The organism is Gluconobacter oxydans DSM 3504 (assembly GCF_000583855.1).
GTDB lineage: Bacteria > Pseudomonadota > Alphaproteobacteria > Acetobacterales > Acetobacteraceae > Gluconobacter > Gluconobacter oxydans.
Map to the genome: position 1 here is coordinate 1 of NZ_CP004373.1, position 25,310 is coordinate 25,310.

The window sequence follows — 25,310 nt, forward strand, 5'->3', positions numbered from 1 at the left end:
CGGAAATTCGCCAGCTTTTCTGCTGCAGATTTCTGTCGAGAGCACAATCGCCCTGCGCGCAGGGAACCACAACTGATACCCGCCCCGTGCGGGAATGGATATGAAAGGGGGTACAATGGTGGAAAACGCTCAGTATCTGGACGCCAGCGCCTCCGCCCCCGGTTCGACGACACCGCTGGAAACCGCCTGGATCCGCGTTCGTGAGAAACTGAAGAGTGAGGTTGGCGAGGTCGAATACCGGACATGGCTCCGGCAGATCGTTCTGGGACCACTCGAAGAAGATGAACTGACCCTCTACCTGCCCACGCGCTTCCTGCGTGACTGGGTCCGCAGCCAGTATGAGGAGCGCCTTCAGACGCTCTGGCGTACCGAGCGCGAGGACATCAAGGGGGTCGAGCTTCAGGTCAAGCGTGGTCTGCCTGAAGTCTCCATGGGTGACGCAGAGGACGGGGAAGACGGCTCAGGCGAGGGGCATGAACTTGCGCCGCAGGCTGCTGCCCCTGAAAGCCGCAGCGATCTGGCGGTGCCGCTTGATCCGCGCTTTACGTTCGATACCTTCATCGTCGGCAAGCCCAATGAGTTTGCCTATGCCTGCGCCCGCCGTGTGGCGGAAAAACCGTCGAGCCCGGGCTTCAATCCGCTGTTCCTGTATGGCGGAGTCGGCCTGGGCAAAACCCATCTGATGCATGCCATCGGAACGGAGTTGACCCGGACCGGCAAGGTCTCCGTGGCTTACATGTCCGCGGAAAAGTTCATGTACCGCTTCATCGCGGCGATCCGTTCGCAGTCCACGATGGAGTTCAAGGAACAGCTCCGTTCCGTTGACGTGCTGATGATCGACGATCTGCAGTTCCTGATCGGCAAGGACAACACGCAGGAAGAGTTCTTCCATACGTTCAACGCCCTCGTCGATGCTGGTCGCCAGATCATCGTCAGTGCCGACAAAAGCCCGTCTGATCTGTCAGGCCTCGAAGACCGTCTGCGGACCCGTCTGGGCTGTGGCATGGTCGCAGACATCCATGCCACGACCTTCGAGCTGCGCATTTCCATTCTGGAAGCCAAGGCCAAGGCCTCGGGGACGCATGTTCCGTCCAAGGTTCTGGAATATCTCGCCCACAAGATCACGACCAATGTCCGTGAGCTTGAAGGCGCTCTGAATCGCCTGATCGCCCATGCTGATCTGGTTGGACGTCCTGTGACGCTTGATACGACGCAGGATGTTCTCAAGGACATGCTGAAGGCCCATGACCGCCGCGTGACCATTGAGGAAATCCAGCGCAAGGTTTCCGAGCACTGGAATATCCGCCTGACGGACATGTCCTCCGCCCGCCGTGCCCGTGCCGTGGCACGTCCGCGTCAGGTTGCCATGTATCTGGCCAAGCAGCTCACAAGCCGGTCTCTTCCTGAAATCGGACGCAAGTTTGGCAACCGCGATCACACGACCGTCATGCACGCCGTCAACCGCGTGACCGAGCTGATGGACCAGGACACATCCTTTGCCGAGGACGTGGAACTGCTGCGCCGGATGCTGGAAGGCTGACCCTTCGCGACCTCCGATCCCTCTCTTTCCCGAGGGACGGGGGTCTGCTAGGTTCTCTCAATTAATTCAAGATCTTCGCCGAGGCTCGGAATGAAATTCAAGGTTGACCGTACCCTGCTGCAACGGGCTCTGGCGCATATTCACGGCGTTGCGGAAAAGCGGAATACCATTCCCATCCTAGCCAACGTTCTGATGAGCTATCAGGATGACGTTCTGCGTCTGACGGCGACGGATATGGAAATCGCCGTTGTGGAAGATGTTCCCGCGACTGGCGAGCGCTCCGGCTCCACGACCGTTCCGGCTGCGGTGCTCTTCGAGATCGTCCGCAAGCTGCCCGATGGGGTTGCTCTGGAGTTCGATCATCAGGACAGTGAGGCTCCGCTCGCCCTGCGTGCCGGCCGTTATGCGACCAGCCTGAACGTCCTTCCGGTTGATGATTTCCCGGCGATGGTTGCTGGCGATCTGCCGCATCGTTTTTCGATCCCGGCTGCAACGCTCCGTGGTCTGATCGATCGTACGAAATTCGCTATTTCCAACGAAGAAACCCGCTATTACCTGAACGGCATCTATCTGCACGTTGCAGAAAATGGCGCCGTTCCGATGCTGCGTGCGGTGGCTACGGACGGCCACCGTCTTGCCCGCGTCGAGACGGATCTTCCCGAAGGCGCACGCGGCATGCCGGGCGTCATCATTCCGCGCAAGACCATCAATGAACTGCGCAAGCTGCTCGATGAAGGGGCGGCCGATCTGGAAGTATCCCTGTCCGATACCCGCATCCAGTTCCAGGCCGGTCCCGTTCTTCTGACCTCCAAGCTGATCGACGGCACCTTCCCGGAATACGAGCGTGTCATTCCCAAGGGCAATGACCGCATCCTGCGCGTTGGAAAGCGCGACTTTGCAGCGGCCGTTGGTCGCGTCGCAGCCATCAGCCAGGAGCGTTCGCGCCCGGTCAAGCTGTCCATCACGCAGAACATGCTGAACCTGTCCGCCACCAGTCCCGATCAGGGCGTGGCGCATGAGGAACTGGACGAAAACGCCGTTTCCTATGACGCCGCACCGATCGAAATCGGCTTTCAGGCCCGTTACCTGACGGACATCACCGATCAGATCGACGTGGAAGTGGAGTTCGCATTTTCCGACAGCTCTGCTCCCACCATCGTCCGTGACACGGCATCGCCTTCGGCGCTGTATGTCCTGATGCCCATGCGGGTCTGAGCACGAGCCACGATTGAAACTGACCCGGCTCGCGCTGACGGATTTCCGGAACTACACCCATACCGTCTGGACCCCGGAAGCCTCCATTCTGGTTCTGACGGGGGAGAACGGGTCCGGGAAGACCAATCTGCTCGAAGCCGTTTCCCTGCTGGCCCCCGGGCGGGGCCTGCGGGGGGCAGCACTTCCCGCCTTGTGCCGTCAGGGCGCAGAACGATGGGGGGTTGCGGCCACGCTCCAGTCCGGACTGGACGAATTCCGGATCGGCACGGGGAGCGATCTGAGCGAAAAACAGCGCCGGACATTCCGCCTTGATGGGGAAAACATCCGCTCGCAGGCTCTGATCGGCCAGAAATTCTCCTGCGTCTGGCTGACCCCCCAGATGGACCGGCTTTTTCAGGAAGGCTCCAGCGGCCGGCGGCGGTTTCTGGACAGGCTGGTCATGGCGCTGTCTCCCGATCACGGACGCCAGATCGCAGCGCATGACCGCTCGGTCGTCAGCAGAAACAGGGTTCTGTCTGAACGTCCGAACGAGGCGGAATGGCTTACTTCCATAGAAGATTCCATCGCCCGTCATGCGGTCGCTGCGTCTGCCGCGCGGTTGGCGCTCATCGAGAGCATGAACGCCCATCCTTTTGAAAATGATGGATTTTCTGCCAGTACGCTGCATCTGGACTGCGCCATCTCACGCCACCTGACAACCCAGCCGGCCCTCGAAGTCGAAGACTGGATCAGGAACAGCCTGCGACAGGCCCGCACAGAAGACCGACAGCGCTCCACGACATCCGTCGGCGCCCATCGGGCCGATTTCACGCTTTCGGACACCGCCACGGGACGTCCTGCCGAGCTTTCGAGCAGCGGCCAGCAGAAGGTCATGCTGACCGGCACGATCCTGTCCCATGCACGGCTGATGACACAGGAACGGGGATATGCCCCGGCCATCCTGCTTGATGAACCCCTGCTTCATCTGGACGAGATGCGACGACATGCGCTCCTCGACAGCCTTGAGGGGCTGCGGGCGCCTGTCCTGATTACGGGCACGGATGCCGAGGCGTTCGCGCCAATCGCAGGCCGCGCCCAGTTTTTTTCCGTCAGGAACGGCACCATATCCCCGTCCTGATACGCCGCCGCCGCTGGCCTAAATGAACGGCAGGGGCTATACTGATCCATCAGTTATTCAGAGTACCACGGAGACCGTCACGCGCATGTCAGAGACCCAGAACCAGCCCGAGATTCCTGGCGCAGACGGTGAAGATTACGGCGCTTCCTCCATCTCGGTCCTGAAGGGGCTGGACGCCGTCCGCAAGCGTCCGGGCATGTATATCGGCGATACCGATGACGGCTCGGGCCTGCATCACATGGTCTTCGAAATTATCGACAATGCGGTGGACGAAGCCCAGGCCGGCCATGCAACCTACTGCATCCTGACCCTGAACGGTGACGGTTCCGTATCGGTGCGAGACGACGGTCGTGGCATTCCGACGGATCTTCATCCGGAAGAAGGCATCAGCGCCGCCGAAGTCGTGCTGACCAAGCTGCATGCCGGCGGCAAGTTCAACCAGAATTCCTACAAGGTTTCCGGCGGTCTGCACGGCGTGGGTGCGGCCGTGGTGAACGCCCTGTCCGAATGGATGGAAGTGCGGATCTGGCGCAACGGACTGGAGCACAAGATCCGCTTCCAGCATGGCGAACGCGACGAGGCCCTGCATGTCATCGGCCCCTCCTCCGAAGACCGGGGCACACTGGTTACGTTCAAGCCCAGCAAGCAGACTTTCACGAAGGTCGATTTCGACATTTCCATTCTTGAGCGCCGCGTCCGCGAGCTCGCATTCCTGAATTCGGGCATGCTGATCATCCTGCGGGACGAGCGTCATGCAGAGCCGAAGGAACTGCGCTTCCACTATGATGGTGGTCTGAGCGCGTTCGCGGAATGGCTTGATTCTTCAAAAACTTCCATCGTCACGCCGCCCATTACGGGCGAGATCGACAATCCCGAAAGCGGCATCCGCGTCGAGTTCGCGCTGACCTGGAACGACAGCTATCACGAGACGATGCTGTGCTTCACCAACAACATCCCGCAGCGCGATGGCGGCACGCATCTGGCCGGTTTCCGTCAGGCCCTGACGCGCGTTGTTGGCAAGTATGCCGAAGGTGTGGCCAAGCGTGAGGCCGGATCGCTGACGGGCGAGGACATGCGCGAAGGCATGACCGCTGTCCTGTCCGTGAAGGTCCCTGATCCCAAATTCTCCTCGCAGACCAAGGACAAGCTCGTCTCGTCCGAAGTCCAGCCGGTCGTTCACGCTGCGGCGTCCGATGCGATCTCCCACTGGTTTGAGACGCATCCCAAGGAAGCGAAGGCCATCGTCGCGAAGATCATCGACGCTGCCAGCGCGCGTGAAGCTGCGCGTCGTGCGCGTGAGCTGACGCGGCGCAAGGGTGTGCTGGATGTCTCCTCGCTTCCGGGCAAGCTTGCGGACTGTCAGGAACGCGATGCGTCCAAGGCTGAAATCTTCATCGTCGAGGGTGATTCCGCAGGTGGCACGGCCAAGCAGGGACGGGACCGTCGCTTCCAGGCCATTCTGCCGCTGCGCGGCAAGATCCTGAACGTCGAGCGTGCCCGGTTCGACCGGATGCTGGGTTCGGCGGAAATCGGAACGCTGATTACGGCGCTTGGCACCGGCATCGGACGCGGCGAAGTCGATCAGGGCGGTTTCTCGGCCGAAAAACTGCGCTACCACAAGATCGTCATCATGACCGATGCTGACGTCGACGGATCGCATATCCGCACGCTGCTGCTGACATTCTTCTTCCGTCAGATGCCGGAGCTGATCGAGCAGGGTTATCTCTACATCGCCCAGCCGCCGCTCTATCGCGCCAAGCGCGGTCAGGAAGAGCGCTATCTCAAGGATGATGCCGCTCTTGAGCAGTATCTGCTGGACAAGGCCCTGGCGAATGCCTCCCTGCGCTTTGCGGATGGCCGGGAACTGACAGGAGAGCCTCTGGCCGAGGAAGTCGCGTTTCTTTCGGCTGCCGCCCGTCGCCTTCAGAGCATTGCTTCCAAGGTTCCCGTCTGGGTCATGGAGCAGGCCGCCATCTCGGGTGTGCTCGACAGCGATATCGCGGTCGCAACCTCGCGGATGGCCGAGTTCCAGCAGCGTCTGGACGGGGCTTCGCTGCCCAACGAGCGCGGCTGGAAGGTCTCCATTTCGGAAACCGGTCTGGAATGTGCCCGCTCCGTTCGTGGCGTGGGCGAAGTCTACCGGATCGAGCCTTCGCTCCTGCGCTCGGCGGAAGCCCGCTGGCTGGTGTCGGAATGGGAGCGTCTGGCCCGCGATTTTGCCAAGCCCGTCACGCTCACGCTCGACCCCACGGCTTATGAACTGTTCGGTCCCGCAGCCGTCATGGAGCGCATCCTGCTTCAGGGCCGTCGCGGCCTGACCATCAACCGCTTCAAGGGGCTGGGCGAAATGAACGACGAGCAGCTGTGGCACACCACGCTCGATCCTTCGACCCGCACCCTGCTGCAGGTCCGGGTCGGGGACGTGGAAGATGCCGGACAGGTGTTCTCCACGCTGATGGGTGACGTCGTGGAGCCCCGCAGGGACTTCATTGTCGGTAATGCCCTGAAAGTCGCCAATCTTGACGTTTAAGGCTCTTGTCGCAGGGACCGCGCTTGCCCTGATGGCTGGACTGGGCTGTAGCCCGGCCCGGGCCGAGGGGCAGGTGAATGCCGCCTATGCCGTTTATCTCAAGGGCTTTCACGTCCTGAACGCGCAGGCATCCTATCAGCTCCAGCCCTGGGGCTATGGGGGCAGCACCCAGATCAAGCCTGCGGGCCTGATCAGCTGGTTCGTAACCATGGACGTGACATCCCGCGTTGAGGGGAAGTTCACGCCCGACGGCAATGTGCAGCCGGTCCTGTTTGACAGTGGGGGTATTTCCCGCGGGAAGCACCGTCATGTCCGGCTGGAATTCTCGAACGATACTCCGAAAGTGGTAGATCTCCAGCCTCCGGAGACTGACCGCGAACCGATCCCCGACAGCTCCCTGCCGCATACGGTCGATACCCTGAGCGGCATGGCGCATCTGCTGCATGCCCTTGCCACGACCGGGAAATGCGACGGAACGCAGATCGTTTTTGACGGGATCCGGCTGAGTGAAATGGTGGTCCATGGTCCGACCATGGCAGACATCCCGCAGGGGCAGGACGAGGCCTATGCCGGACAGGCGCTGCGCTGTGATTTCATAGGGCGCCAGCTGGCAGGCTTTGTGAAAGATTCTCCGAACAGAGCAAAACTGGCCTCTCCCCAACCGGGATCCGTCTGGTTCAGAAAGATTGACGGTCTGGGACTGGTTCCGGTCCGGATCGAGTTTAACCACCCCAAACTCGGGCGTGTCATGGTTGTCATGCAACACGCCGTAGCTCCCTGAACGGAGCACTCGAACGTCTTGCAATAATCGGCAATTCGAAGTGATGACACAGCCTGCGGGCTCCGTTTGACGCGGGCCCGCGGTTTGGATACCCCGGGCGGGACATGACCGACAGCACCCATCGCACCACTGCCATTATCCTTGCTGCGGGCCTCGGCACCCGCATGAAATCCCGTCTGCCAAAGGCGCTGCATCGTCTGGGCAACCAGCCGATGATCAACCATCTCATCACAACTGCCCGGCAGGTCTTTGATGATGTGGTCGTCGTCACCGGGCCGGACATGCCGGACCTTGAAAAGGCCGTCCGTCCTTTCAAAACCGTCACACAGGTCGAGCGGCTTGGCACAGCCCATGCCGCCAACACGGCGCGGGACCTATTCGGCACTGGCGACGTGGCCATTCTGTATGCCGATAATCCGCTGATTACGGCAGAAACGATGCAACGCCTGCTGGCAGCACGCAGGGAAGGTGCCAGTCTGGCGCTTCTCGGAATGCGGCCTGCGGAACCTGGGCGTTATGGCCGGATTGTGGAAGACCACGGCAGGGTCGTGAAGATCGTCGAATTCAAGGATGCCACGGAAGACGAACGCCGCATCACGCTGTGCAATGCGGGCGTCATGTGTGCCGGAGCCGATGATTTCCGCACCTGGCTTGCAGATGTCGGCAACGACAATGCCCAGGGTGAGTATTACCTGACAGACGTGGTTGAAATGGCCGCAAAAGCCGGACCGGTCGTTTGCGTGGAAGCACCGGAAGCCGAACTGGCGGGCGTCAATTCCCGCTCGGAACTGGCTCGTGCAGAAGCGACGCTTCAGACCCGGCTGCGAATTGCAGCCATGGATGCGGGTGTTACGCTTGTTGCTCCTGAAACCGTGTTCTTCAGCACCGACACCGTCATCGAAGCGGATGTAACGGTTGAGCCGAACGTTTTCTTTGGCCCCGGCGTGAAGGTCCGTTCCGGTGCGCTCATTCGTGCCTTTTCCCATCTGGAAGGCTGCGAGGTCGGGGAAAATGCGATGATCGGTCCCTATGCCCGGCTACGCCCAGGCACGCTCTGCGCCGCGCAGACGCATGTCGGCAATTTCGTCGAGCTCAAGAATGTGGAACTGGGCGAGGGTGCGAAGGCCAATCACCTGACCTATCTGGGCGATGCCTCGGTCGGGAGCGGCACGAATGTCGGTGCAGGGACCATCACCTGCAATTACGATGGCGTGTTCAAACACCGGACCACGATCGGCGAGCGCGTATTCGTCGGCTCGGATTCCATCCTCGTGGCTCCTGTGACCGTCGGAAACGATGCCCTTATTGCGGCCGGCAGCGTCATCACCAGTGATGTTCCCCCCGGCGATCTCGCTCTGGGCCGGGCCCGGCAGACGCTGAAAAGCGGGCAGGGCCTTCAGATCAAACAGTCTCTCAAAGCTCGGAAGGAACAGGGCTGATGTGCGGTATCTGCGGTATTGTTGGACACCAGCCTGCCAGCCCGATCGCGTTCGAGGCGCTTCGCCGTCTTGAATATCGCGGATATGATTCCGCAGGCATCGCCACGCTGACGGCATCCGGGGACATTGAGCGCCGTCGTGCTGCCGGCAAGCTCGATAATCTCGAGCATGTCCTGAAGGAACACCCGCTGCCTGGCACGACCGGGATCGGCCATACGCGTTGGGCCACGCATGGCGCGCCCACGGAAAACAATGCCCATCCCCATGAGGCCGGTCGTGTGGCGATCGTCCATAACGGCATCATCGAGAACTTTGCCGAGCTCAAGAAAGAGCTTGAGGCGAAGGGACGCGTGTTCCGGACGGAAACGGATTCAGAGACGGTTGCCCATCTGGTCGATGACTATCTGGAACAGGGACTGGAACCTCGCGATGCAGCCTTTGCCGCGATCAAGCGGCTGGAAGGCGCCTATGCCATTGCCATGATCTTCAAGGATCATGAGGGTCTGCTGATTGGTGCACGCCATGGTGCTCCACTGGCGGTGGGCTATGGCAATGGCGAGATGTTCCTCGGGTCCGACAGCATTGCGCTGGCCCCGATGGCCCGGAAGATGACCTATCTGGAAGACGGCGACTGGTGCGAACTGACACCTGGTCATGTCACGATTTTTGATATGACCGGCTCGGAAGTCACCCGTCCGGTTCAGGACCTGACCTTCATGGCCGGACAGGTCGGCAAGGACGGCTACCGGCATTACATGGAGAAGGAACTCCATGAACACCCCGTCGCCATCGGGCAGACGCTAAAGCGCATTACCGACCCAGCTTCGAAGCGCATCGTCCTTCCGGAAATGCCGTTCGATCCGGCGCAGGTTCCGCGCATTACCATCACAGCCTGCGGCTCGGCCTATTATGCCGGCATGGTCGGGCGGTACTGGCTGGAATCCCTTGCGCGCATTCCGGTGGAGATCGATGTTGCGTCCGAAATGCGCTACCGCGAGCCACCGCAGCCGGACAAGGGCGTGGCGCTGCTGATTTCCCAGTCCGGCGAAACTGCTGATACGCTCGGGGTTCTTCGGAGCCTTAAGAAGGCCGGGCAGAGCATTGTTTCCGTGCTGAATGTCGAGCACTCGACCATGGGACGCGAAAGCGATCTCGTCCTGGGTATGGATGCTGGGCCGGAAATCTCCGTAGCCTCAACCAAGGCTTTCACGGCTCAGCTTTCCGTTCTGGCGGCTCTGGCAATCGACTTCGCGCGGGCCCGCGGCACCATGGATCAGGGCCGTGAAGAACGTCTGACAGCCAGCCTGCTGGATCTGCCGTCCCGCGCTGCAGAAGTCTTTACCCGTACCAAGGATATCCAGGCGATGGCGGCCGTTGTCGCTCAGGCCCGCGATGTCCTGTATCTGGGGCGCGGAATCTGCACGCCAATCGCCTTTGAAGGTGCATTAAAATTAAAAGAAATCAGCTACATCCACGCGGAAGCTTATGCCGCAGGTGAACTGAAGCACGGCCCCATCAGCCTGATCGACCAGACCGTTCCGGTCGTTGCCATCGCACCGTCCACGATCCTGTTCGACAAGACGCTGTCCAATCTGCAGGAAGCGAAAGCGCGTGGCGGGCGCATTCTTGCCTTCACCGATACAGAAGGTGCGAAACGTCTTGAAGGCGTGGCGGAACAGGTTGTCATCATGCCGGATGTGGACGCTTTCGTGGCCCCGATCCTGTATGCCATTCCCGTTCAGATGCTGGCCTATGAAGTCGCCCTGCTGAAAGGCACGGATGTGGATCAGCCCCGGAACCTTGCCAAATCAGTCACGGTTGAATGAAGGATTTTCCTATCGGGGGAAATTTTTTGCAGACATTATAGTAACAACACACATGGCAGCCTGAAGGAGACGCAAATATGGGTGGGGACGCAATATCCGGAATATCGGCCGGAAATTCAGGACTCTCTCCCAGCGCCTCTGAAATCACCATACGCGAAGCTTTTATCAGGCGACTGGATGAGCAGGGATTTGAAGGTGATATCAACCTTCAGGTCTCGTCGCGGCTGGTCTCTTCCACCGATAACAGCATCTATCAGCGCCTTCCGGCCGCCGTCATTCATCCACGCACGCAGGAAGACCTCAACCGGGCCGTCCGCGCTGCCGCTGATGGTGAACTGACCCTTGCAATCCGTGGCGGCGGGACAGGCACCAACGGGCAATCGCTGACGGATGGTATCGTCCTTGATGTCTCCCGCCATCTGGACCGGATCCTGGATTTCGATGCCGAGGCGGGAACGGTCACGGTGGAACCGGGCGTTATTCTGGCTCGGCTTAATGCCTTCCTGAAGCCTCACGGATTTTTCTTCCCCCCTACGGTCTCGACCGCCACGAGAGCCACGATCGGCGGGATGATTGCTACCGACGCGTCCGGCAAGGGGTCGCGCATCTATGGTCGGACTTCCGACTACATAGAAACGATGGACGTCGTGCTCTCGGACGGAACCGACCTGCAGATCGGCCGACTGACAGCACCCCAGCTGGAAGAGGCGATGAGCGGGAAAGGGCTTGCCGCCCAAGCCTATCGCGAAGTCCATCGGGTCGTCACGGAACAGGCCGACGAGATCCGGCGTGTCTTCCCGGACATGAACCGTGGCCTGACGGGATACAATCTTCAGAACGTCCTGCTTGAGGACGGAAGCTTCCATATCGCACGGCTCTTGGCGGGATCGGAAGGCACGCTTGCCCTGATCAAGAAGGTTGTTCTGCGGGTCAGACGTCTGCCGAAATACCGGCAGCTTATCGTCGTTCGCTATGCCAGCTTCAACGATACCCTGCGTGATGTTCAGACGCTTCTGCCAGCCAATCCGTCTGCGGTAGAAGTGCTGGACGACCGCGTCCTTGCCAAGGCCCAGCAGGACGTCACATGGCACGCGCTGGAACGCGTTCTTGGCACTAGGTCTGCGCTCCCGGTCAAGGGTATGAGCTTCGTCGAGTTTGTCGGGGACGATCTGGACGTCCTGCAGGAACAGATGGCCCATGCGGTCACCCTGCTTGCGAACTCTCCGCACAAACCCATTGATCATAAAGCGGTTTCTGATCCGGACATTATCGCTAACCTCTGGACACTGCGGGAAAAATCGGTTGGGCTTCTCGGGCGTCCGGATGGCCACAAGCAGGGCGTTCCGTTCGTCGAGGATACGGCCGTTCCTCCGGAAGTTCTCCCTGAATATGTCAGCGAGTTCCGTGATATTCTGGACGGCTACGGACTGTCCTACGGCATGTTTGGACATGCCGATGTCGGCTGCCTGCATGTCCGCCCGTTTCTGGACATGCTCACACCGCAGGACCGGGCTCTGATCCGTCCGATTTCAGATGCTGTGGCTGCTCTGACGAAACGCCATGGCGGTCTGCTCTGGGGCGAGCATGGGCGGGGATTTCGGGGCGAGTTCTCGCCGCTGTTTTTCGGTGAAACGCTCTTCGCCGAACTCTGCCGGATCAAGGATGTCTTTGATCCCAAAGATATTTTCAACCGCGGCAAGTTGGCACCAAGTGGCGCGGGCTACCCCGTGGACCGCATTGACGGCATCCCGTTCAAGGGCAGCTTCGACGAGGATATTGCTCCCGCACTCCGCGAACCTTATGCGCTTTCCATAAGCTGTAACGGTAATGGCGCCTGTTTCAACCGTGAGCCGGACATGGCCATGTGCCCGTCTTACAAGGCTACGAAAGACAGGTCGCAGTCCCCGAAAGGCCGGGCCCTGCTGCTCCGGAGCTGGGCCCGGCTGCGCTCCCTGCCGGACAACGCACCTGACCGGGGGATGCTCCCGGTTCTGACGGAAGAGCTCAAGGCATCCCTGGACACCTGCCTGTCCTGCAAGGCCTGCGCGACGCAATGTCCGATCCGCGTGGATATTCCGTCCATGCGTTCGAAGTTCCTGGCGACCTACTTCCGCGACAACCGCAGGCCGGTTCGCGACTATCTGGTGTACTGGCTGGAGCCCCTGCTGGCGGTCGGGAGACAGGCCCCGGCGCTGGCCAATCTCCTGATGCATAATCCGGTATCCGAGGCTGTTCTGTCCCGGATCGGGCTGGTGGATCTGCCGTATCTGAAGCCTGCACGACTGGGAGCCGACAGTCGGGTCAGCCGCTCCTGGCTGCGCCGTAACCGTCGTAACCCGCGGGCTGTAATCCTGATCCAGGATTCCTTTACCGGCAGCTTTGACGGCGGCCTCATCGAGAAGGTCCATGCGCTTCTGACGACGCTTGGGCTGGACGTGAAAGTCACACCCGTCTGGGACAACGGCAAGGCCCGGCACGTTCTGGGGTTCCGCAGGGGCTTTGGCGTTACGGCCCGTCAGACATTGCGGAAGCTGCGCGCTCTGGCAGCTTTTGGTATTCCGATCGTTTCGCTGGATGCCGCTACCGGACTCATGTTCACGCAGGAATACAGGGAAGTCGCAGGGGACACACCCGTCCCGGACGTTCTTCCGCTGGAGACCTATCTGCGTGGACAGATAGAGCAGGGGGCGTTCGCGCAGCTACAGACTGCAGGCAAGGGGGAATCCCTGACGGTCATCTCGCATTGCACGGAGCAGGCGGCCCGTCCGGAAAGCGCGGGGGACTGGGCCTTCATCCTCCGGCATTTCGGAGTACCGGTTCAGGCAGGCAAGGCCGGGTGCTGTGGCATGGCCGGACTGTTCGGGCACCAGAAAGAACAGGCGAGCCTCTCCCGCCAGATTTTTGATCAGAACTGGGCGGGGAAAGTGAAGCAGCCGGTGCTGGCGACCGGATTTTCCTGCCGCTGCCAGAGCGAGCGCATGGCCGGTCATCGCCCGCCCCATCCGGCGGAAGCATTGATCTCCGGGTTGCAGGAACGGTCCTGAAAACAGGACGTTGATAAGGATGAAGCGCCTCTGGACGCACCCCGTCCAAGCTGTAACACTGTTACCTGTCCGATGATGCGCGGCTTTTCGTGCAGGCCCTGTGGAGTACGAATGTGATGTCTTCCCTTCCATCAAGGATTTACGCTGTCGTCGACCATCCGCGCTGGGTGGAACGGCTTGGGGGAGCGGGTCTGCGTTTCATCGAACTCTATCTGCGTGATCTGCCGGAAGAAGAGATCAGGGCGCAGGCCCTGCTGGCACAGGAACTGGCCGCACGTTTCAATGTTTCTCTGGCACTGAACCGCTACTGGCAGACAGCCATCGAACTGGGCTATGAATGGCTGCATCTTGGCCCTGAAGATCTGGAGACGGCGGATCTCAACGCGATCCGGACCGCGGGCATCAGATTTGGCATCTCGCCCCATACGCACGAAGAGCTGCAGACGGCACTAGCCTGCAAGCCGGATTATGTGTCCTTCGGCCCGGTCTGGTCCACGCAGCTCCGGGGCGTGCCGCTGACGGGGCGGGGCCTGGAGAAACTGGCAGAATGGCGCGGGCTGTGCGGCAATGTTCCGCTGGTTGCCATTGGTGGCATCACCGTGCCCCGACTGGCGGAATGCCTTGAGGCAGGCGCCGATACGGTTGCCGTCATGAGCGACTTCATCGGTCACGAGGACCCGGAAAGTCAGGTCCGACGCTGGCTTGACGCTGTTTCCCGAGAGACAGCACCAACTTGAAACACGCCAAGTCGTCTGAAGACGACCTCATGAAGGAGCCGAGACAACGATGATGGTGACAGGACTGGCGGCCGTACTCCTAGCGCTTGCGTTCCTGCTCACGCTTGTCAGCATCATCCAGCCACTCGCGAAACGTCTCGAGATTTCCGAAGCTGTCCTGCTGGCATTGACCGGGATCGGGCTGGGCCTCGTCGCGTCCCTCATCGTGCGCTCGTCTGCGACCGATCTGCTGGACGGGGCAGCCGAGGCGCTGATCTATTTCCCGGTCAACAGTGAAGCGTTCCTGCTGATTTTCCTGCCCGTTCTGGTGTTTCAGGGCGCAATGGCCATCGATGTGCGCCGCCTTGCCCATGAAACCGCAACGGTGCTGCTTCTGGCCGTGGTCGCCGTCATTGTCTCGACCGCGACCATCGGCTTTGCGCTTTATCCTTTTGCCCAGCAGAACCTCGTGGTCTGCCTGCTTCTGGGATCGATCGTCGCGACGACTGATCCGTCCGCTGTCGCTGGGATCTTCCGCGAAATTGGCGCGGCATCACGCCTGACACGCCTTGTCGAGGGTGAGGCACTCCTGAACGATGCTGCCGCCATTTCGATCTTTTCGATCCTGCTGGCAGCCGTTACCTCGCATCACCAGATCCATTTGGCCGACGCGCTGATGGACTTCCTGACAGCGTTCATCGGGGCGATTGTGGTCGGCGTCTGTCTGGCGCGCCTCACATTGCTGCTGATTGCCGGACTGGGAGGATCGGCCGCGTCCGAAGTCACGCTGACGCTGGCGCTGCCCTATGCCGTCTATATTCTGTGCGATGAAATGCTGGGCTTTTCGGGCGTGGTCGCAACAGCCGCGGCTGGGCTGACGGTCTCCGCTTACGGGCCGTCCACCTTCCGGCCGCAGGTCTGGCGTTTTCTGAACGAAATGTGGGAACAGCTTGTTTTCTGGGCCGGATCGCTCGTGTTCCTTCTGGCCGCCATGTTGGTGCCCCGTCTGCTGATCGGCATGACGAAATGGGACTTCGTGCTGATCGTGATCGCCAGCGTCGCAGGCCTGATCGCGCGTTCGGCCGTGATCTTCGGGATGCTCCCGCTTCTGGCGATCACGAAGCTCTCGCCGCCCGTTCCCAATCCCTTCAAGGCCACGATGGCCTGGGGTGGCATCCGTGGCGCCATCACGCTGGCGCTGGCGCTGGCCGTGACCGAGAACCAGAGCGTTTCGAGCCCGGTCGCGCATTTCGTCGGCATTATCGCCACCGGTTTCGTGCTCATCACGCTTCTAGTCAACGGGACCACGTTGCGGGCGCTCGTCCTGTTCTTCAAGCTGGATCAGCTTTCGCCCATTGATCAGGCCATCCGACAGCAGATCGTGGGGATTGGCCTGGGTGAGGTTGCGGAGCGCACACGGGAGCTTTCCGAAGAACTGGGCTTCAGCGAGCAGACCCGCGCCGGTGTCATTAGCCGTCTGGAACGGCGCGCGGAAAAGGAGAGGGCGGCCAACAATTTTGAATCCGCCCTGAGCGACCGCAACCGCGTCAATATCGCCCTGATTACCATCGCCAACCAGGAGCGCTCCCTGCTGCTGGACCTGTTCCGCATTCAGGGGCTGTCCCGGCGCGTGATGGAGACATTGCTGCGCACGGCTGAGTCCATGGCCGATGGCGCGCGTCTCGAAGGACGGTATGGCTATGTCCGAGCCCTCAAACGCCGCCTTCAGCCTTCATTGCGCTTCCGGATCGCGCAGGAACTCCACAGCCGCCTTCATATCGACGAGCCGCTGACGAACTGCATGATGGAGCGCTTCGAGATGCTCATCATCGCGCATCTCGTCTCGCTGTCACTTCAGCGCTTCATCCGCCAGCGCATGGAGCCGACACTTGGCCCGCGTATCACGGAAATCGTGTCCGAAGTGCTCGGCCGCCAGCGCAAGCTGCTGGACGATGCGCTGGAGACGCTGCGCCTGCATTATTCCGGCTATTCCGAGGCTCTGGAAAGCCGCATCCTGCGCCAGATTGCCCTGCGTCTGGAGGATGAGGAATATGACGCGCTCGAAGCTGACAACCTGATTTCCGAAGAGTTGCACCGCGAACTGCACCGGGAAATCGAACGCCAGCGCGCCCGGCTGGATGCGCCGCTGCGCTTCAATCTCAAGAGCGGCATCGAGCAGCGTCTCCGGGCCTTTCCGGCCTTCAACGGCGTTCCCGACAGCGTGCTTCAGAAGCTCTCGGGCAAGGTCTCCATGCATTTCGTCTCGCCTGGCGAAATCCTGTTCAAGCGCGGGCAGCGCGTGCGCGTCGTCTATGCACAGGTGGCAGGGCTGGCGGAAGTCAATCTGGCGGAACGGGATCTGCTGTTCGGAAGCGGAGACCTGATCGGCGCGGCCTCCGTCATCCGCAACGAGACCATGCCCGGGACCGTCCGCTCCCTGCAGTTCAGCCATCTGCTCGCCATTCCGCGTCCGGTGTTCGAGAGGCTGCTGAAGGAGTATCCCATCGTTCAGCGCCTCATCATCCAGCGTAGCCAGAAAAGAGCAGACGGCCTGCTGACGCCCGTCACGGTTCGCACGCTGGATGGTGATGCTGTCTCAACCGCATCGGCCCCGGAAATGCGCCGTCTGGTTGCGCCGCCGTCTTAAGGCACGGGCGGCGCGGTCTCTTTGCCGGGAGCCAGAAGGTCACGGAAGTGCACGGCACAGAAGCCAAGGATTGCCGCTGCCACAAGCGCGGCTCCTGAATGCAGCAGCCAGAACGAGACGTCGGAAATCCGTCCCAGCAGCGTCGCCAGCTTTCCGATCAGCAGGTTGGACAGGAACAGGTGAAGCGAGAAGCAGGCAACGAGAATGGTGTTCAGGCTCACGGGGGCGGCGCGTGAGAAAAGCGCCATTCCGATCGCATAATTCATCGAAAAACCGATGTCATTGATGATGTGAAAGGCCAGTCCCCAGAACAGGCTGACCTCATGGGGGCCCGGACTGATCCATGATCCCAGAGCCAGCATCAGCGGCCCGAAAGCCGCAATGTACGTCCCAAGGGCGACCTTGGAGATCTCCGACAGATCGGGCCTGCGACGCGCATAGGCCTTCCAGAACCACAGAACCAGCACGGCGCACAGGGTGCTAATAAATCCATCCAGGGAAATGAGATCGCTCACGGGCATCTCGTATCCCAGAAGATGAAGCTGGAAATGCTCGCGCCCCCAGAGCAGATAGCCGTCGAAGATTTCCGAGTTCGGAACAGCGCCCACCGCCAGAACAGGCACAAGCGCCAGCAGCAGCAGGGTCGTCTTCTTTTCCTGCGATGTCAGGGCAGGGCGTGCGGGCTTTGTGGCTGCGGCCGGGGCCTCAGACCGAAGCACCGCAACAGCAGGAGCGGGGAGCCAGCGCCGCCCCACGAGATAGACCACAAGCCCGATCAGCATGCCCAGGCCCGCTGCCAGAAAGCCCCAGTGCCATTCGATCTGCGCCAGGCTCGCGCACAGGACCGGGGACACGATGACGGCGATCTGAAGCCCCATCATGTAGATCTGATAGGCATCAGAACGCCGCCGGTCACCCAGTTCATACAATGCGCCGACCTGTGCACGCAGACCGCCAGCCATGCCAAGCCCGGCCAGCAGAAAGCCGAGAGCCAGTACAAAGCTCCAGTCAAATGACATCAGGAAATGACCCGCTGTCATCAGAATGGCGCCCAGCAGGATGGTCCGTGTCTGGCCGAGGACGCGATCCGCCAGAAAACCGCCGAGGAGAGGGGTGGCATAAATCAGCGCCAGAAACAGACCTGTAATGGCTGCGCCCATGGCGCGCGGCCCCACAGGCGCATAAAGGGCCGAAACAAACGCCTCAAGCGGGCCGAGACCCACAACGGCTCCTGAATGAGCCGGCTGCAGCAGATGGTCCGTCAGATACAGGGCCAGAATGGCCTGCATCCCGTAGAGCGAGAACCCGACCCAGCCTTCGGTCAGCGTCAGCACCCACAGTCCGATGGGATGCCCCCAGAGTTCCCGCTGTTTTCCGGCGGAAGACGGTTCGACAACAGGGGAAGCAGGAAGGATCTCGGTCATGCGGCCTCATTCGCGCAGGGGCGGGATAACCTGCGTAAAGGGAGAAAGCCGGTGAGGTAAAGGGGGAGATAGGGTAGTGGCAAAATGCCATAGGATGCATTTGTGGCGTTTTGCCATAGCGCCACAACAAGGCGAAGCAGCATTCAACCTATGGCAAAATGGCCCAATTCCTAAAATTGGCATTTTGCCATAGGTGGCAGGTTTGCCGTTACGGGAAAGCCTTGCATCCATCAGAAAGCAGCTGCTGGAAGCCGGAAAATCCAAGGCAAAATGATAATGGCATTTTGCCATAAGTGAAAAATGTCTGAAAACTGCCGATATTATTGCTTCCAGAGCAATCTGACGCAGAGAAATCCGGACGGATGTCAGGGCCGGGATCGCGCTCACATAAATGTCGTATAAGATATATTATGCCAACTAATGGATCCGGAAATCCTGAATTTCTGACGTTTTTGTGAGAACACATCCTATTGTTGCGAAGAATGTCTCCATTCGCGCTAGGAAAAGCATTGTAGTCCATTCTACCGGTGCACGCCCGCATTGCGAGCGCCGGTGTATCCGCGGGAGCGGCTGTTATATGCCATCTATGTCCCTGTGCCGCCTGAGTCTCCTGGGAAGCACATTCTGCATTGCTGCACTTTCCGTCCTTCCGAATGTCGCACGGGCAGATGATTATACGGAGCTGCTCGACATTCTCCGGGCCAAGGGCAGCCTGACCCGCTCGGAATACAATGTTCTGCTGGCCCATCACCAGCATCACTCGCATCCTTCCCTCCAGCGCGATGATGCCAGCGCCCCTGCCGCTCCGTCGCGTCATCGCAACCGCTACATGCGCTATGGACCCCAGAATGAAGGCAGCAGCCTGGAGGCTCCCCCGGATGTCACCACCATTGCGGCTGTTTCCGCAGCGCGCCGTGCTGCCATGGAAGCGTCCGCCAGTGCGCAGGATGCCCGCAATTCGCTTCTGGAAGCACGGCGCACGTACAATCCGGACAGCATCGTGCGCGTGAAGCCCTATGTCGCGGGCAAAGGCGTTACGATCCAGGCCGGCCAGATCGACATCAACATCTCGGGCTTCGTCAACGCTTACTACACCTATAACAGCCCCGCCGGTGGTCGCGCTGTTGCGGGTGGGTGTCTCGACCGGCAGCAGCGGCTTTGATTCCTCGTCCGTTCGTAACGGCCTGCTGCCCGGCGGTCTGATCCTCAAGCTGAACACGGTTCAGGACGGGATCAAGCTTGGCGCCGTCTTCGGTATGTATCCCGGCATCAACAACAACAATCCCAGCACCTTCAACGCCAATTCGGGCGGCAGCCCGGTGGGCCTTGGAACGGCCGGCCTCGATTTCCGTCAGGTTTACATGACCGCTGGGACGGACAAGTTCGGTACGGTCAAGCTGGGCCGCGATATCGCACTGTTTGCATCTGACGCCATCCTGAACGATGCCACACTCCTCAGCGTCGGCAGTACCGGCAGTAACGCCAATCCCGCCAACACGTCACTCGGCCGTATCGGCGTGGGCTATGTCTATACGGACTGGCTGCCGCAGATCACCTATATCTCACCGAAATGGAAGGGTTTTCAGGCTTCCGTCGGCGTCATGACACCGCTGGATGAATACAACTTCGCCGGTGGCGGCCTGTCTGCGACCACGACCCAGCACAGCTCGCCCATGCTTCAGGGCAAAGTCACCTATGATGGCAATATTCTCGGCTTCACGACCCGCTTTTGGAGCAGCTTCCTCGTCCAGCATCAGCAGAACCTGACCAGCTCAACACTGGGCAGCAGCAGCCGGAAAGGCACGACGGTCGAGGCCGGCGACGTTGGTGTGAAGGTCACGCGCGGACCGTTTGAAGGCGTGGCCTATTACTATTATGGCAGTGGTCTCGGCACGACCGGCATCTTCTTTGATGGCGTATCTGCCGATGGGCGCAAGCGTGATTCCGAAGGCTACTACGTTCAGGCAGCCTACAAGATCCTGCCCAAGCTCAAGCTTGTTGGAAGCTACGGCGTCAGCAACCTCTATCAGGCGCCTGGTGAGGACAATCCGGACATGGTCCGGCGCAACCAGTCTGAAGTCGGAGCTATCTATTACAACCTGACGGACTGGTTCACGATCGTCGGCGAATATGCCCACACGGAATCGGATTCCCACAGCAGCGCCCACGAAAGCGACCACACGATGTCCGCAGGTGCCATGATGACCTTCTGATCCTGAAGGACCGGGCACCTCCCTGCCCGGTCTTTCAGCTCACGAGGATATCTCTCGCTCCTGCCCTGTGCGTCCTTCATGGGCAGTCCGCTACAGGCCAGCACCCCGTATTAATCCTGAAGGTCGAGCACCATTCCGTCATAGGCTGGCTCGACGCCAGCAGGCAGTATCTGGCGCAGGGTCTGATAATCCATCTCTGGCCCCATATGGGTCAGGATGACGTGCCCCACACCAAGACGCTCACGCCACTCGAGCACGCGTTCAAGCCAGGCATGGGCTGGATGCGGCTCGTACTGGAAGCAGTCCACGACCCAGGTCTGCACGCCTTCAAGCAGCGACAGGGACACATCCGAAAGCGTCTCGACATCCGTGCTGTAGGCAAAGTTTCCACAACGTACGCCGAGAGACATGATCCGACCGTGTCGCTGCTCGAAAATCCGAGCGGTCAGACCGGGAAACGTGACTGTTTCTCCGGGCTGCACGACATGCTCGTCAAAAACCGGCCGGTAGAACTCTGGTCCTTTCCAGGGCGCGAACGCATAGGCGTAGCGCAGGCGCAGTTCTTCCAGAACATCCGGGGTGGCCAGCAGCGGCAGAGGCGTTTCGATCACGCGGTTGATGGCCCGCAATTCGTCGAGGCCACCGATATGATCGCTATGCGGATGCGTATAGAGAACCGCATGCACGTGGCTCAGGCCACAGCTCAGCATCTGATTGCGAAAATCCGGCCCGGAATCCACCAGAAGCCGGAAACCGCCCTCACCTTCAATCACGACTGAAGAACGTGTGCGCCGGTTACGCGGCTCAGTTGGGTCGCAGGCGCCCCAGATCCCCGTCCGTGGTCCCTCCTCGCCCCCGATCATGGGAACGCCGGCAGAGCCGCCACATCCAAGGATTGTCACTTTCACGCAGCGATCCTCGTGAACAGACGACGGGCGTTTTCAGACGTGATCCGCGCGATCTCGTCCAACGACACACCGCGCTCTTCGGCCAGTCGCGCGGCCGTATGAGCGACGTAACCCGGCGTGTTGGGCTTGCCGCGTTTCGGGACAGGTGCGAGGAACGGGCTGTCCGTCTCGACCAGAATGCGGTCTTCCGGAACCATCCGCGCCACTTCGCGGATTTCCTCGCATTTCGGGAAAGTCAGCAGTCCGGAGAAGCTGATATAGCCCCCCAGTTCCAGAGCCGCTTCCGCCAGTTTCGGGCCTGAAGCGAAGCAGTGGATCAGGAACGGAAACGCGCCCTTGGCGTGTTCGTCACGCAGGATGGCGATCATGTCGTCATCGGCGTTGCGGGTATGGATGACGACCGGCAGTCCCGTCTGACGTGCGGCCGCGATATGGGTGCGAAAAGCAGTGTGCTGCGCTGGCTTGGCCTCGTCTCCGCTATGGAAATAATCCAGCCCCGTCTCTCCGATCGCCACGACGGAAGGCGCTTCGGTCTTGGCGACGAGTTCCTCGACGGAAGGCAGACGCTCCTCGCCTGCATAATCCGGATGAATGCCGATCGCGCACCAGATCCGCAGATCGGGCGTGTCATGCTGCGTCAGAGCGATCTGCGTATCCGCCTGTGAAAAGCGCGTGCCGATCGTGATCATGCCTGACAAACCTGACTCTCGCGCCAGCTCGAAAGCGGGTGCAAGATCGTCAAGCTTGTCCAGATGACAATGGGTGTCGATCAGTCCCGTCATGCCTCTTCCTCGACAAAGCGCGGGAACAGACCTTCCGGCTTGGGAAGCGTGCGACCTGCGGGCAGCGGTGTTTCGAGGGCCGCGAATGTCCGCTCGTCATCCTGCACACCGAGCTGTGTCAGCATCCGGTCCATCGTGTTCGGCATGTAGGGCTGAAGCATGGTTGCAATGCCTCGGATCATGTCCACGAGAACCCGCAGCACATCTGCCATCCGCTCCGGATCGGTCTTTTTCAGAGCCCAGGGCGCCTGACGGTCGATATAGGAATTGGCGGCGCGGATAACCTTCCAGACTTCTTCCAGCGCATCCGTGATCGCCTTGCGTTCGATCTGTTCGGACATGATCGTCGGCAGCAGCGTCACCATTGCGAGCATGGCCTGATCATCTTCGGTCAGCGTGCCACGCTCGGGCAGAATGCCGCCCAGATTGCGGGCCACCTGGCTCAGCGTGCGCTGGCACAGATTGCCGAGATCGTTCGCCAGTTCGACATTCGTGCGCGTGATCATGGAACGGCGGCTGAAATTGGAATCACCCCCGAATGGCACTTCGCGCATCAGGAAGAAGCGCAGCGCATCCAGTCCAAACTCGTCAGCCAGCGCCTTCGGGTCGAGGACGTTGCCGAGCGACTTGCTCATCTTCTCGCCCTCGACCGTCCACCAGCCATGGGCAAACACGCTCTTCGGCAGGTCAATGCCCGCTGCCATCAGGAAGGCAGGCCAGTACACGCAGTGAAAGCGCGCGATTTCCTTGCCCACGATATGGACATCCGCCGGCCAGAACTTGGCCCGCGGGTCATCGAGATCCGGATAGCCCACGGCCGTCAGATAGTTCGCCAGCGCGTCGAACCAGACATACATGACATGGTCCGGATCGTTCGGAACCGGAACGCCCCATTTGAAGCTCGTGCGGCTGACGGACAGGTCGCGCAGGCCCTGGCGGACGAAGCTCTCGATTTCACGACGGGGGCCGACGGGACCGATGAAGTCGGGATTGTCTTCATAGAGTTTCAGAAGCCGGTCCTGAAAATCGGACAGACGGAAGAAATAGGACGGCTCTTTGACGCGCTCGACCGGCGCACCGGACGGCGCCACGAACGTTCCATCAGGCTTCTTGACCAGTTCGTCCTCGCCGATGAACGCTTCGTCGCGCGTCGAGTACCAGCCTTCATAGGCGCCCAGATAGATATGCCCGTTCGCGGCAACCTTCTCCCACAGCGCCTTGGCCGCGCCCTTGTGGCGCTCTTCGGTCGTGCGGATGAACTCGTCGGTCGAGATCGCCATATCCTTCTGCATCTGGCGGAAGGAGGCTGAAACCTCGTCGGCATAGGCCTGCGGGTCCATGCCCTTGGCCACAGCCGTCTGCTCGACCTTCTGGCCGTGCTCGTCGGTGCCGCTGACGAACAGGACCTCTTCGCCGTTCAGGCGATGGAAGCGGGCCAGAACGTCGGCCGCGATGGAGGTGTAGGCATGCCCGATATGCGGAGCGCCGTTCACATAGAAGATCGGGGTCGTGATGGTGAAGCGCCGCGTCATGTCCACTCGTTTCATAACACCCGGACCATCTCAGCTGCCGGAAGCGAGTTCCGCTGCCTGACGGATGGCCTGGGCCTTGTCCAGATTGAAGCCTTCGGTCTGACGCCTCAGCGTGTCCAGTTCGGAACACTGCCGCGCCGCCAGATCGGCCTTTGCAAGATCCCCGCGCCGCGCTGCCGAGCGCGCACGGTCTGCCAGTCCCTCGCCTAGCAAATCGCAGAGCAATGCGAAACCTTCAGCCTCTCTCGCAATACGCTCGCTCAGGGCCATGGTTTCCGACCCGCGCACCTGTCCAGCAAGGATTTCCGCCACAAATGACGCAATCGCCCCGTCCCTGTCATGCGAGAGAAAGAGTGCCCGGCCAAGCGATCCATGCGCGCGCGCCAGCACATCCGCAGAGATGCCGGGCAGTGCAGCCCGCATATCGGCATCGGACAGCGCGGACAGTGTGAGCATCCGGCAGCGGCTGCGGATCGTGGGCAGGAGCGCCCCCGGAGAGGACGTAGTCAGCAGCAGGACACAGCGCGGGGGTGGCTCTTCGAGGATCTTGAGCAGCGCGTTGGCCGCGAACCGGTTCAGATACTCCGCCCCGTCCACGATCACCACGCGCCAGCCGCCTTCGGTCGCTGTGTGATGCAGGAAAGTCTGGACCGGACGAACATCCGCCGCCGTAATTTCACCGCGCAAACGGCCTTTTTTCTCGTCCACGGCCCGCGAGATTTCCAGCAGGTCCCCGTGCGTGCCAGCCGCGATACGCCGTGCCTGCGACGAGTCCGGATTTTCTGCGTTCAGAAGCAGTCGGGCCAGACGGAAGGCCAGCGTTGCCTTGCCGATCCCTGCCGGACCACAGATCAGCCAGGCATGATGCAGCTTGCCACTGGCCAGGGCCTGTCGGAATGTGGCTTCCGCCTCGGCATGGCCATACAGGTTCAGAGTGTGCCGCGGATCGCTCACACGCCCTGAACCGTCAGGCTTTCATGCACGGCCCGCAAAAGCGCCGCACTGACGGCCTCCGGCGTCTGGCCCGCATCCACACGTTTCACCCGCGCCGGATCAGCCGACGCAATTGCATCGAACCCGGCCAGAACGCGTTCGTGAAACGCTTCCGCCTGAGCCTCGTAACGGTCCGTCTGGCCTCCACGCGCCTTCAGACGCGCGAGCGCCTGCGTCCGGGGGAGTTCCAGCATCAGCGTCAGATCCGGCTCGAAGTCCACGAGTTTGCGGGCACCGTTCAGGAACGCCAGAACTTCGGACGTCCCCTGCCCGATGCCATAGCCCTGATAGGCCAGCGTCGAGTCATGGAAGCGGTCACACACCACGATCTCGCCACGCTCCAGCGCCGGCAGAATGGCGTTGTCGAGATGGTCCGACCGGGCGGCCATGTGCATCAGGATTTCCGCCCGCCAGGACAGATCGACCTTCCCGAACAGCAGCAGGTTGCGGATTTCCTCCGCGCCCGGCGTCCCACCGGGCTCCCGCGTCAGAAGGACGTCGTGCCCTTCCGCGCGCAGGGCCTCGGCCAGAAGGCGGGCCTGCGTGGATTTCCCGGCGCCCTCGCCGCCTTCGAGCGTAATAAACAGTCCTTTTCCAGCCATG

16 protein-coding genes and 1 pseudogene are annotated in these 25,310 nt (G+C 60.9%); 11 read left to right on the forward strand and 6 right to left on the reverse strand.

The genetic code is table 11. The features are described from left to right. Positions 1–118: 118 nt before the first annotated feature. From dnaA to GLS_RS00050, 10 genes are all read left to right on the forward strand, one after another. The gene (gene dnaA / locus GLS_RS00005) at positions 119–1,540 is read left to right on the forward strand and encodes a chromosomal replication initiator protein DnaA (RefSeq protein ID WP_148295943.1); all 1,422 of its coding nucleotides are present in this window, start codon (positions 119–121) and stop codon (positions 1,538–1,540) included. A 90-nt stretch (positions 1,541–1,630) separates the two neighbouring features. After that, positions 1,631–2,755: a DNA polymerase III subunit beta gene (gene dnaN / locus GLS_RS00010; protein ID WP_041110370.1), complete on the forward strand. Its 1,125-nt coding sequence runs from the start codon at positions 1,631–1,633 to the stop codon at positions 2,753–2,755. A 13-nt stretch (positions 2,756–2,768) separates the two neighbouring features. Next, positions 2,769–3,872: a DNA replication/repair protein RecF gene (gene recF, locus GLS_RS00015; protein ID WP_041110372.1), complete on the forward strand. Its 1,104-nt coding sequence runs from the start codon at positions 2,769–2,771 to the stop codon at positions 3,870–3,872. 85 nt (positions 3,873–3,957) lie between these two features. Continuing rightward, positions 3,958–6,402, forward strand: coding sequence for a DNA topoisomerase (ATP-hydrolyzing) subunit B (gene gyrB, locus GLS_RS00020; RefSeq protein WP_041110375.1), 2,445 nt, complete (start codon positions 3,958–3,960; stop codon positions 6,400–6,402). Beyond that, positions 6,392–7,183, forward strand: a complete 792-nt coding sequence (locus tag GLS_RS00025) for a DUF3108 domain-containing protein (RefSeq protein WP_041110377.1) — start codon at positions 6,392–6,394, stop codon at positions 7,181–7,183. The genes gyrB and GLS_RS00025 overlap by 11 nt, the downstream gene beginning before the upstream one ends. A gap of 104 nt (positions 7,184–7,287) precedes the next feature. After that, positions 7,288–8,622, forward strand: coding sequence for a bifunctional UDP-N-acetylglucosamine diphosphorylase/glucosamine-1-phosphate N-acetyltransferase GlmU (glmU, locus tag GLS_RS00030; protein WP_041110379.1), 1,335 nt, complete (start codon positions 7,288–7,290; stop codon positions 8,620–8,622). Beyond that, positions 8,622–10,448, forward strand: coding sequence for a glutamine--fructose-6-phosphate transaminase (isomerizing) (gene glmS / locus GLS_RS00035; RefSeq protein ID WP_041110381.1), 1,827 nt, complete (start codon positions 8,622–8,624; stop codon positions 10,446–10,448). The genes glmU and glmS overlap by 1 nt, the downstream gene beginning before the upstream one ends. Before the next feature lie 77 nt (positions 10,449–10,525). Further along, positions 10,526–13,492, forward strand: a complete 2,967-nt coding sequence (locus GLS_RS00040; protein WP_041110383.1) for an FAD-binding and (Fe-S)-binding domain-containing protein — start codon at positions 10,526–10,528, stop codon at positions 13,490–13,492. A gap of 116 nt (positions 13,493–13,608) precedes the next feature. Then, a complete protein-coding gene (locus tag GLS_RS00045) occupies positions 13,609–14,229 on the forward strand; it encodes a thiamine phosphate synthase (RefSeq protein WP_041110385.1) in 621 nt (206 codons plus the stop codon). 49 nt (positions 14,230–14,278) lie between these two features. After that, positions 14,279–16,855: a cation:proton antiporter gene (locus GLS_RS00050; RefSeq protein ID WP_041110387.1), complete on the forward strand. Its 2,577-nt coding sequence runs from the start codon at positions 14,279–14,281 to the stop codon at positions 16,853–16,855. On the opposite strand, the gene GLS_RS00055 is transcribed toward GLS_RS00050, so the two are convergent. Then, the gene (locus tag GLS_RS00055) at positions 16,852–18,279 is read right to left on the reverse strand and encodes a peptide MFS transporter (protein ID WP_041110389.1); all 1,428 of its coding nucleotides are present in this window, start codon (positions 18,277–18,279) and stop codon (positions 16,852–16,854) included. The genes GLS_RS00050 and GLS_RS00055 overlap by 4 nt on opposite strands. Positions 18,280–18,865: 586 nt before the next feature. Here GLS_RS00055 and GLS_RS00060 point away from each other — a divergent pair. Continuing rightward, positions 18,866–20,492: pseudogene (locus GLS_RS00060) on the forward strand (porin). Positions 20,493–20,602: 110 nt separating this feature from the next. On the opposite strand, the gene GLS_RS00065 reads toward GLS_RS00060, so the two are convergent. From GLS_RS00065 to tmk, 5 genes are read right to left on the reverse strand one after another with little or no spacing between them, the layout of a single operon-like run. Then, the gene (locus GLS_RS00065; protein WP_041110391.1) at positions 20,603–21,400 is read right to left on the reverse strand and encodes an MBL fold metallo-hydrolase; all 798 of its coding nucleotides are present in this window, start codon (positions 21,398–21,400) and stop codon (positions 20,603–20,605) included. Continuing rightward, positions 21,397–22,182: a TatD family hydrolase gene (locus GLS_RS00070; RefSeq protein ID WP_041110393.1), complete on the reverse strand. Its 786-nt coding sequence runs from the start codon at positions 22,180–22,182 to the stop codon at positions 21,397–21,399. Before GLS_RS00070 ends, GLS_RS00065 begins: the two co-directional genes overlap by 4 nt. Then, entirely contained in the window at positions 22,179–23,714 is a 1,536-nt protein-coding gene (gene metG, locus GLS_RS00075) for a methionine--tRNA ligase (protein ID WP_041110395.1), read from the reverse strand. Before metG ends, GLS_RS00070 begins: the two co-directional genes overlap by 4 nt. Before the next feature lie 30 nt (positions 23,715–23,744). After that, the gene (locus GLS_RS00080) at positions 23,745–24,668 is read right to left on the reverse strand and encodes a DNA polymerase III subunit delta' (RefSeq protein ID WP_041110397.1); all 924 of its coding nucleotides are present in this window, start codon (positions 24,666–24,668) and stop codon (positions 23,745–23,747) included. Beyond that, positions 24,665–25,309, reverse strand: coding sequence for a dTMP kinase (gene tmk / locus GLS_RS00085; protein ID WP_041112514.1), 645 nt, complete (start codon positions 25,307–25,309; stop codon positions 24,665–24,667). Before tmk ends, GLS_RS00080 begins: the two co-directional genes overlap by 4 nt. Position 25,310 lies beyond the last annotated feature (1 nt).

Excerpts from the sequence above, each read along its gene's own strand:
- metG (WP_041110395.1), bottom strand. The coding sequence starts at position 23,714 with ATGACGCGGCGCTTCACCATCACGACCCCGATCTTCTATGTGAACGGC.
- dnaN (WP_041110370.1), top strand. The coding sequence starts at position 1,631 with ATGAAATTCAAGGTTGACCGTACCCTGCTGCAACGGGCTCTGGCGCAT.
- gyrB (WP_041110375.1), top strand. The coding sequence starts at position 3,958 with ATGTCAGAGACCCAGAACCAGCCCGAGATTCCTGGCGCAGACGGTGAA.
- tmk (WP_041112514.1), bottom strand. The coding sequence starts at position 25,309 with ATGGCTGGAAAAGGACTGTTTATTACGCTCGAAGGCGGCGAGGGCGCC.
- GLS_RS00045 (WP_041110385.1), top strand. The coding sequence starts at position 13,609 with ATGTCTTCCCTTCCATCAAGGATTTACGCTGTCGTCGACCATCCGCGC.
- GLS_RS00055 (WP_041110389.1), bottom strand. The coding sequence starts at position 18,279 with ATGACCGAGATCCTTCCTGCTTCCCCTGTTGTCGAACCGTCTTCCGCC.
- GLS_RS00050 (WP_041110387.1), top strand. The coding sequence starts at position 14,279 with ATGATGGTGACAGGACTGGCGGCCGTACTCCTAGCGCTTGCGTTCCTG.
- GLS_RS00040 (WP_041110383.1), top strand. The coding sequence starts at position 10,526 with ATGGGTGGGGACGCAATATCCGGAATATCGGCCGGAAATTCAGGACTC.
- GLS_RS00070 (WP_041110393.1), bottom strand. The coding sequence starts at position 22,182 with ATGACGGGACTGATCGACACCCATTGTCATCTGGACAAGCTTGACGAT.
- glmS (WP_041110381.1), top strand. The coding sequence starts at position 8,622 with ATGTGCGGTATCTGCGGTATTGTTGGACACCAGCCTGCCAGCCCGATC.
- glmU (WP_041110379.1), top strand. The coding sequence starts at position 7,288 with ATGACCGACAGCACCCATCGCACCACTGCCATTATCCTTGCTGCGGGC.